General features: G+C 41.2%; 6 protein-coding genes. 2 read left to right on the forward strand and 4 right to left on the reverse strand.

Annotated elements, in window-relative coordinates; all coding sequences use genetic code 11:
- Positions 1-11: 11 nt before the first annotated feature.
- The 3 genes from sdhA to sdhC are packed head-to-tail and all read right to left on the reverse strand — an operon-like array spanning position 12 to position 2,688.
- Positions 12-1,907: a succinate dehydrogenase flavoprotein subunit gene (gene sdhA, locus ACE3PQ_RS09610; RefSeq protein WP_374297293.1), complete on the reverse strand. Its 1,896-nt coding sequence runs from the start codon at positions 1,905-1,907 to the stop codon at positions 12-14.
- Positions 1,908-1,919: 12 nt separating this feature from the next.
- Positions 1,920-2,285, reverse strand: coding sequence for a succinate dehydrogenase, hydrophobic membrane anchor protein (gene sdhD / locus ACE3PQ_RS09615; protein WP_298892120.1), 366 nt, complete (start codon positions 2,283-2,285; stop codon positions 1,920-1,922).
- A 1-nt stretch (position 2,286) separates the two neighbouring features.
- Positions 2,287-2,688: a succinate dehydrogenase, cytochrome b556 subunit gene (sdhC, locus tag ACE3PQ_RS09620; protein WP_241572776.1), complete on the reverse strand. Its 402-nt coding sequence runs from the start codon at positions 2,686-2,688 to the stop codon at positions 2,287-2,289.
- Between the two features lie 673 nt (positions 2,689-3,361).
- On the opposite strand from sdhC, the gene gltA reads away from it, so the two are divergent.
- Positions 3,362-4,630 (forward strand): citrate synthase, encoded by a 1,269-nt coding sequence (gene gltA / locus ACE3PQ_RS09625; protein ID WP_374297297.1) that lies wholly within the window; start codon positions 3,362-3,364, stop codon positions 4,628-4,630.
- A 96-nt stretch (positions 4,631-4,726) separates the two neighbouring features.
- Here gltA and ACE3PQ_RS09630 read toward each other — a convergent pair whose 3' ends face one another.
- Positions 4,727-5,200, reverse strand: a complete 474-nt coding sequence (locus ACE3PQ_RS09630; protein ID WP_374297305.1) for a type IV secretion protein Rhs — start codon at positions 5,198-5,200, stop codon at positions 4,727-4,729.
- Positions 5,201-5,485: 285 nt separating this feature from the next.
- Here ACE3PQ_RS09630 and ACE3PQ_RS09635 point away from each other — a divergent pair.
- Positions 5,486-6,470 (forward strand): nitrilase-related carbon-nitrogen hydrolase (locus ACE3PQ_RS09635; protein WP_374297299.1); only part of this gene is annotated, 985 nt, incomplete at its 3' end.

Genomic DNA, 6,470 nt, shown 5'->3' on the forward strand with positions numbered 1-6,470 from the left:
AATTCTCCCAATTAGAATGTACGTGGCTTAGGTTCAATCGCTTCAACCGACAATGGGGTAAAACGAACTGGCTTGTACTCTAGACGATTGTCAGACGAATACCATAAAGTATGCTTCATCCACTCATCATCACGACGACCATAAGAATAGTCTGGGTGATCAGCAGGAAGTTCATAGTCAACCACTGTATGTGCACCACGACATTCTTTGCGAGCTGCAGCAGAGATCAAAGTCGCTTTCGCCACTTCATACAAGTTTTCAACTTCTAAAGCTTCGACACGTGCTGTGTTAAATACTTTTGATTTGTCTTTCAAATGGATGTTGCGAACACGAGATTCTAGCGCAAGAATCTGACGCACACCTTCATCTAGCAAGGCTTGGGTACGGAATACACCAGCATGTTCTTGAACGATTTTACGAATCGCATCGGCAACTTCTTGTGCATTTTCACCTTCAGTTGACTCATCTAGCTTACGTACACGTGCCAAAGTTTGTTCTAAAACATCATTAGGCAGTGGCGTATACTCATCACCGTGATGCTTAGTCACGTATTCAATGATGGTTTCACCCGCAGCTTTACCAAATACCACAAGGTCAAGCAATGAGTTGGTACCTAGACGGTTTGCACCATGTACAGATACACAAGAACACTCACCGATCGCATAAAGACCTTTTACAGGTTTCACGTAATCACGTGTACCTTTGTAAGTATATTCTTTGGTTTCTTTATTATAGTGTGCAGAGAATTCACCCTCTTCAACACCATGAGGCACAACCACTTGACCGTGTTTATTGGTCGGAATACCACCCATTTGATAGTGAATGGTTGGTACAACAGGGATTGGCTCTTTAGTACAGTCCACGTTTGCGAATTTTTTACCAATCTCAAATACAGATGGTAGACGCTTCATGATGGTATCTGCGCCCAAGTGCGTCAAATCAAGCAAGATGTAGTCTTTATTTGGACCACAACCACGACCTTCTTTGATCTCTTGGTCCATAGAACGTGATACGAAGTCACGTGGCGCCAAGTCTTTCAGTGTCGGTGCATAACGCTCCATGAACGGCTCACCAGAGTCATTACGAAGTACACCACCCTCACCACGACAACCTTCTGTCAACAGTACGCCTGCGCCTGCTACACCTGTCGGGTGGAACTGCCAGAATTCCATATCTTGCAATGGAATACCTGCACGTGCAGCCATACCTAGACCGTCACCCGTATTGATATAGGCATTGGTAGATGCACGGTATACACGACCTGCACCACCAGTTGCAAACAATGTTGCTTTGGCTTGGAATACCGCAATATTACCAGTTTCTTGATCGTACGCAGTCACACCAAGTACATCACCATCTTCATTACGGATCAAATCAAGTGCGATCCATTCAACGAAGAATTGTGTACCCATTTTCACATTGCTTTGATATAGCGTATGAAGAAGTGCGTGACCTGTACGGTCGGCTGCAGCACATGCACGTGGTACAGCTTTTTCACCATAGTTTGCAGAGTGACCACCGAATGGACGTTGATAAATCGTGCCATCTTCATTACGGTCAAAAGGCATACCAAGATGCTCTAACTCATACACAACATGCGGTGCTTCACGACACATAAACTCGATCGCATCTTGGTCACCTAACCAGTCAGAACCTTTGACCGTGTCATAGAAGTGATAGTGCCAATTATCTTCTTGCATATTACCAAGAGATGCACCGATACCACCCTGAGCGGCGACTGTATGTGAACGTGTTGGGAAAACTTTGGTCAAAACGGCAACTTTCAAACCTGCTTGAGCAAGCTGATAAGAAGCACGCATACCAGAACCACCACCACCAACGATGACTGCATCGAAAGATAGTGTTTGAATATTTGAATAATCTATTTTAGGGGTATTTGCGCCCATGATCTCTTCCTATCAATTCGCCCAGAAAATCTGGATACCCCAGATCGCATATACAAATACTGCAATAATCACTGCAGACGTCAATACGAGGCGTAAACCTGATGCAGATGGACCCATTTGACGAGTCGTGACATAGTCCGTAAAAACCTGCCACATCCCGATCCAAGCATGAGCAACCAATGCCAAAATCGACAATAAAGATAAAATCTTCATCGGCAGTGTCATCATAAATCCAGACCATTGCTCATAGCTGAATCCGCCATTGCAGAGAATCCAACCAAACATCACAACCGTATAGATTGCCAAAATTACGGCACTCACACGTTGGATAAACCAATCTCGAGAGCCTGAGCCTGTTAAACCTGTAGCACTTTTCATATTAGATCACAATCCATACAAATGCTGCGAGAATTCCAATCACAGACAAAATTAAAGCGATTGTCGCTGCAATACGACCACTTTTTAGCTCTTCAGCCACGCCAAGATCGGCAAGCAAATGCTTAACGCCAGCGATAAAGTGAAAAATTAGACCTGCAGCAAACACCCATACAATCAAACGTACAAAGATGTTGCCGAAAACAACATTCTTCACGTAGTCAAATCCTTCTGGGGATGAAAGTGATTTATCCAAGATCCAAAGTAGAACTGGTACCAGTAAAAATACGATGACACCTGATAGACGGTGTAAAATTGATGCAATAGCCACGGGTGATTTTAAGTTTACAGCTAAAACTTGACCCATGGACAAATTGACAGGTCTGTTGCTTTTCACAGCGGGCATCCTGTAAGTAAACACCCCACATTAATAATTCAATTACAAAAGTGGAGTTAGTTGAAGTAATTCCAAAGGAAAGCTGGCATTTTTAAGGCAAAGCTTGCCACATCTAAACGACAGGGAATTATAGAACGCAGGACATAAAAATACAAACGAACAAACGAAAAACTTGTTTAAAATTACCGTATTGAGAATTATTTTCATTATTATAAATTGCATTAAATTCCACATTTTATGGCTAAATTTGCACATTTCAAAATACATATACCCTAGACAAAAGTTGAATGTTTTAATGTGCTACTTTTTCGGTATAAACTTGTTTGTTTTATGCTTTTATATTGATCAGTAGCTTTTAATCAGGATAAATCTCCTTACAATTGTTTGAATCAATTCTTGGCATTTTGCAGTAAGCTTACCTACTGCAAATGTACAAACAGCACCCAAAAAAGTAAGCAAGCGAAGTGACTAATCTGTTCAAGTACGCTCTTATTTGTGTTTTTTTTAGACAAAATAACCATTTTTGAGATGAAATTGTCATATTTTCTATGTATTGAGAATTGACAAAATGTGAACACTCACTAAGCTTATACTGTTTTTTGCAACAGTCTGATTGACTTTGTATAACAACGCACATTTCGGATCAGATTTTATACTTTCACCAGGACAGGAGAGATTTTGAATGTCTGAAACTACTGGCAAAAAAGCCATATTAGAGCTTGATGGCAAAAAAATTGAACTTCCAATTTACAGCGGTACATTAGGTCCCGATGTCATTGATGTAAGCGGTATTTTGAAAGAAGGTCATTTCACTTTTGATCCTGGTTTCATGGCAACTTCAGCCTGCGAATCTAAAATTACATACATTGATGGTGACAAAGGTGTTCTCCTACACCGTGGTTACCCAATTGACCAATTGGCAACTAAAGCTGATTACCTAGATACTTGCTATCTCTTGCTTAATGGTGAACTCCCAACTGCTGAGCAAAAGCAATCTTTTGAAAAGAAAATCCGTAACCACACGATGGTTCACGACCAAGTTAGCCGTTTCTTCAATGGTTTCCGCCGTGATGCACATCCAATGGCGATTATGGTTGGTGTTGTTGGTGCGCTTTCTGCGTTCTATCACAACAGCTTGGATATCGAAAATATCGACCACCGTGATATTACAGCGGTACGCCTTGTTGCTAAAATTCCAACTTTGGCAGCGTGGAGCTACAAATATACGATTGGTCAACCATTTGTTTATCCAAACAATGACTTGAACTACGCTGAGAACTTCCTATACATGATGTTCTCTACCCCTGCTGATAAAGACTACAAGGTAAATCCTGTGCTTGCTAAAGCAATGGATCGTATCTTTACTTTGCATGCTGACCATGAGCAAAATGCGTCAACTTCGACTGTACGTCTAGCCGGTTCAACTGGTGCAAACCCATATGCGTGTATCGCTTCTGGTATTGCTGCACTTTGGGGACCTGCGCACGGTGGTGCAAACGAAGCTGTGCTTCGTATGCTTGATGAAATCGGCACGAAAGACAATGTTGCGGAATTCATGGAAAAAGTGAAACGCAAAGAAGTGAAATTGATGGGCTTCGGTCACCGCGTTTACAAAAACTTTGACCCACGTGCTAAAGTCATGAAACAAACGTGTGACGAAGTACTTGAAGCGCTTGGCATCAATGATCCACAACTTGAATTGGCGATGGAACTTGAGCGTATTGCACTTAACGATCCGTACTTCGCAGAACGTAAACTTTATCCAAACGTTGACTTCTATTCAGGTATCATCTTGAAAGCCATCGGTATTCCAACAGAAATGTTCACCGTAATCTTTGCACTTGCACGTACAGTTGGTTGGATCAGCCACTGGTTAGAAATGCACTCTGCACCATACAAGATCGGTCGTCCACGTCAGTTGTACACTGGTCCTGCGCAGCGTGACATCTAAGTTATAGCTGTACAGTGAATTAAAAAAGCGTCCAATAAGGGCGCTTTTTTTATGCTCAAATCTCATTCAAAATGATTTTTGGCGCTTCTTTAGTTTTCATTTTTTCGAATTAATATTAGGGGAGCTTGGTAAAAAAGGGATACATTGTCGAAGTGATTCGCACTCCTCTCCTCGGTGTATCCGCATAAAATAATCCTGTACCATTTGTGCTTGTTGTTCAATACCATAATTAAGAAATGATTTACCAAGCTTGATCACATATTGATAGCGACGATCGAATAGTGCTTTTTTGATGACGGAAATGCCCTGTTGCACTTGCCATACATGCGTTAATTCATGAATCAACCAAGATTGCAGCTCAAGACTTTCCTGTGAAAAATCAGCTTTCCAGTCCTGGCGATTAAAATAAATATGACCATTTGGGCTAATTGCATAATGTGGCATCACCAAACGATGCACGACGATCTCTACCTTTGCATAATCTATGTGATTGCCAAAAATCGTTTTGGCAAAATCAATTTCACCAGCAGTAAGTTTTCGTCGCTTACTCACAAACCACTGACTAAACATTGTTGACATCGTAAAATTGTATTCCACTTAAGTTTTGCTATTTTTTCGAAATGATAGTTGGTTTAAACAAAAAACCACCTAAAACACTAGGATTTACAGTGAATTTTCTCATACAATAGCATGCATTTTAATGATTAAACTGTACACTATTTGCGTATCCATTTTACTTAGATATGCTTAGTACCATGTTTTATTTTTTTGCTAAGGTGGTTTTAGGACAATACAAGATAAGAAAATTTGTCCAAACCACAAATAATCATCCTGAAAAATAGGAAACTTTTTAGAATGCGTAATTTTAAAATTGCTCTCGCCCAGTTCTCTCCACTGGTCGGTGATATTCAACAAAATGCTGAAAAGATGTTGCAACAAGCACGTCAAGCTGCCGAGCAAGGTGCAAACATCATAGTTTTCCCTGAACTTGCTTTGATCGGCTATCCGCCTGAAGATTTATTACTGCGCCCAAGTTTAGCAGGACGTATCGAACAAGGTCTAATGCATCTTGCTCAGGCGAATAATATTTTGATCGTTGTTGGCTATGTGCATGTTGATGAAGAAGGTAAGCGCTACAACGCTGCGGCCTTGTTACATCATGGTCAAATCATCGGTCGCTATCACAAACAGAATTTGCCGAACTATAGCGTATTCGATGAACAACGATATTTTGAAATCGGTCATCAATATCTGATCTTTGAACATCAAGGTCACAAATTCGGCGTTCTCATCTGCGAAGATATTTGGGTTGAGAAAAACACCAAGCAACTCAAATCACTCGGTGCTGAAACGATCTTGGTACTTAATGCTTCACCATATGAAGCTGGTAAACCTCAACAACGTCAACAATTGGTCAGCAAACTTGCTGCCGAAAATGATCTATGCATCGTTTATGTCAACCAAGTCGGCGGGCAGGATGATTTGATTTTTGACGGTGCTTCAACAGTCATTAATCAAAATGGTGATGTGGCGGCACGTGCCAAACTCACCGAATCCGATTTGCTCATAGTTGACTTTGACGCTGAGAAAAAACACTATCTACAGCAAAAATTTGAGCCTGCATTAGATACCATTCCTGAGATTTATCAGCTTTTGGTCATGGCTGTTCGTGATTATGTCAATAATTCAGGCTTTCCAGGTGTGGTACTTGGGCTTTCTGGCGGTATTGATTCAGCATTGACTTTGGCAATCGCTGTTGATGCCTTAGGTGCGGATCGTGTACAAGCAGTGATGATGCCGTATACCTACACCGCACAGATGAGTGTTGAAGATGCTGCCG

This window comes from Acinetobacter sp. (assembly GCF_041911495.1).
GTDB lineage: Bacteria > Pseudomonadota > Gammaproteobacteria > Pseudomonadales > Moraxellaceae > Acinetobacter.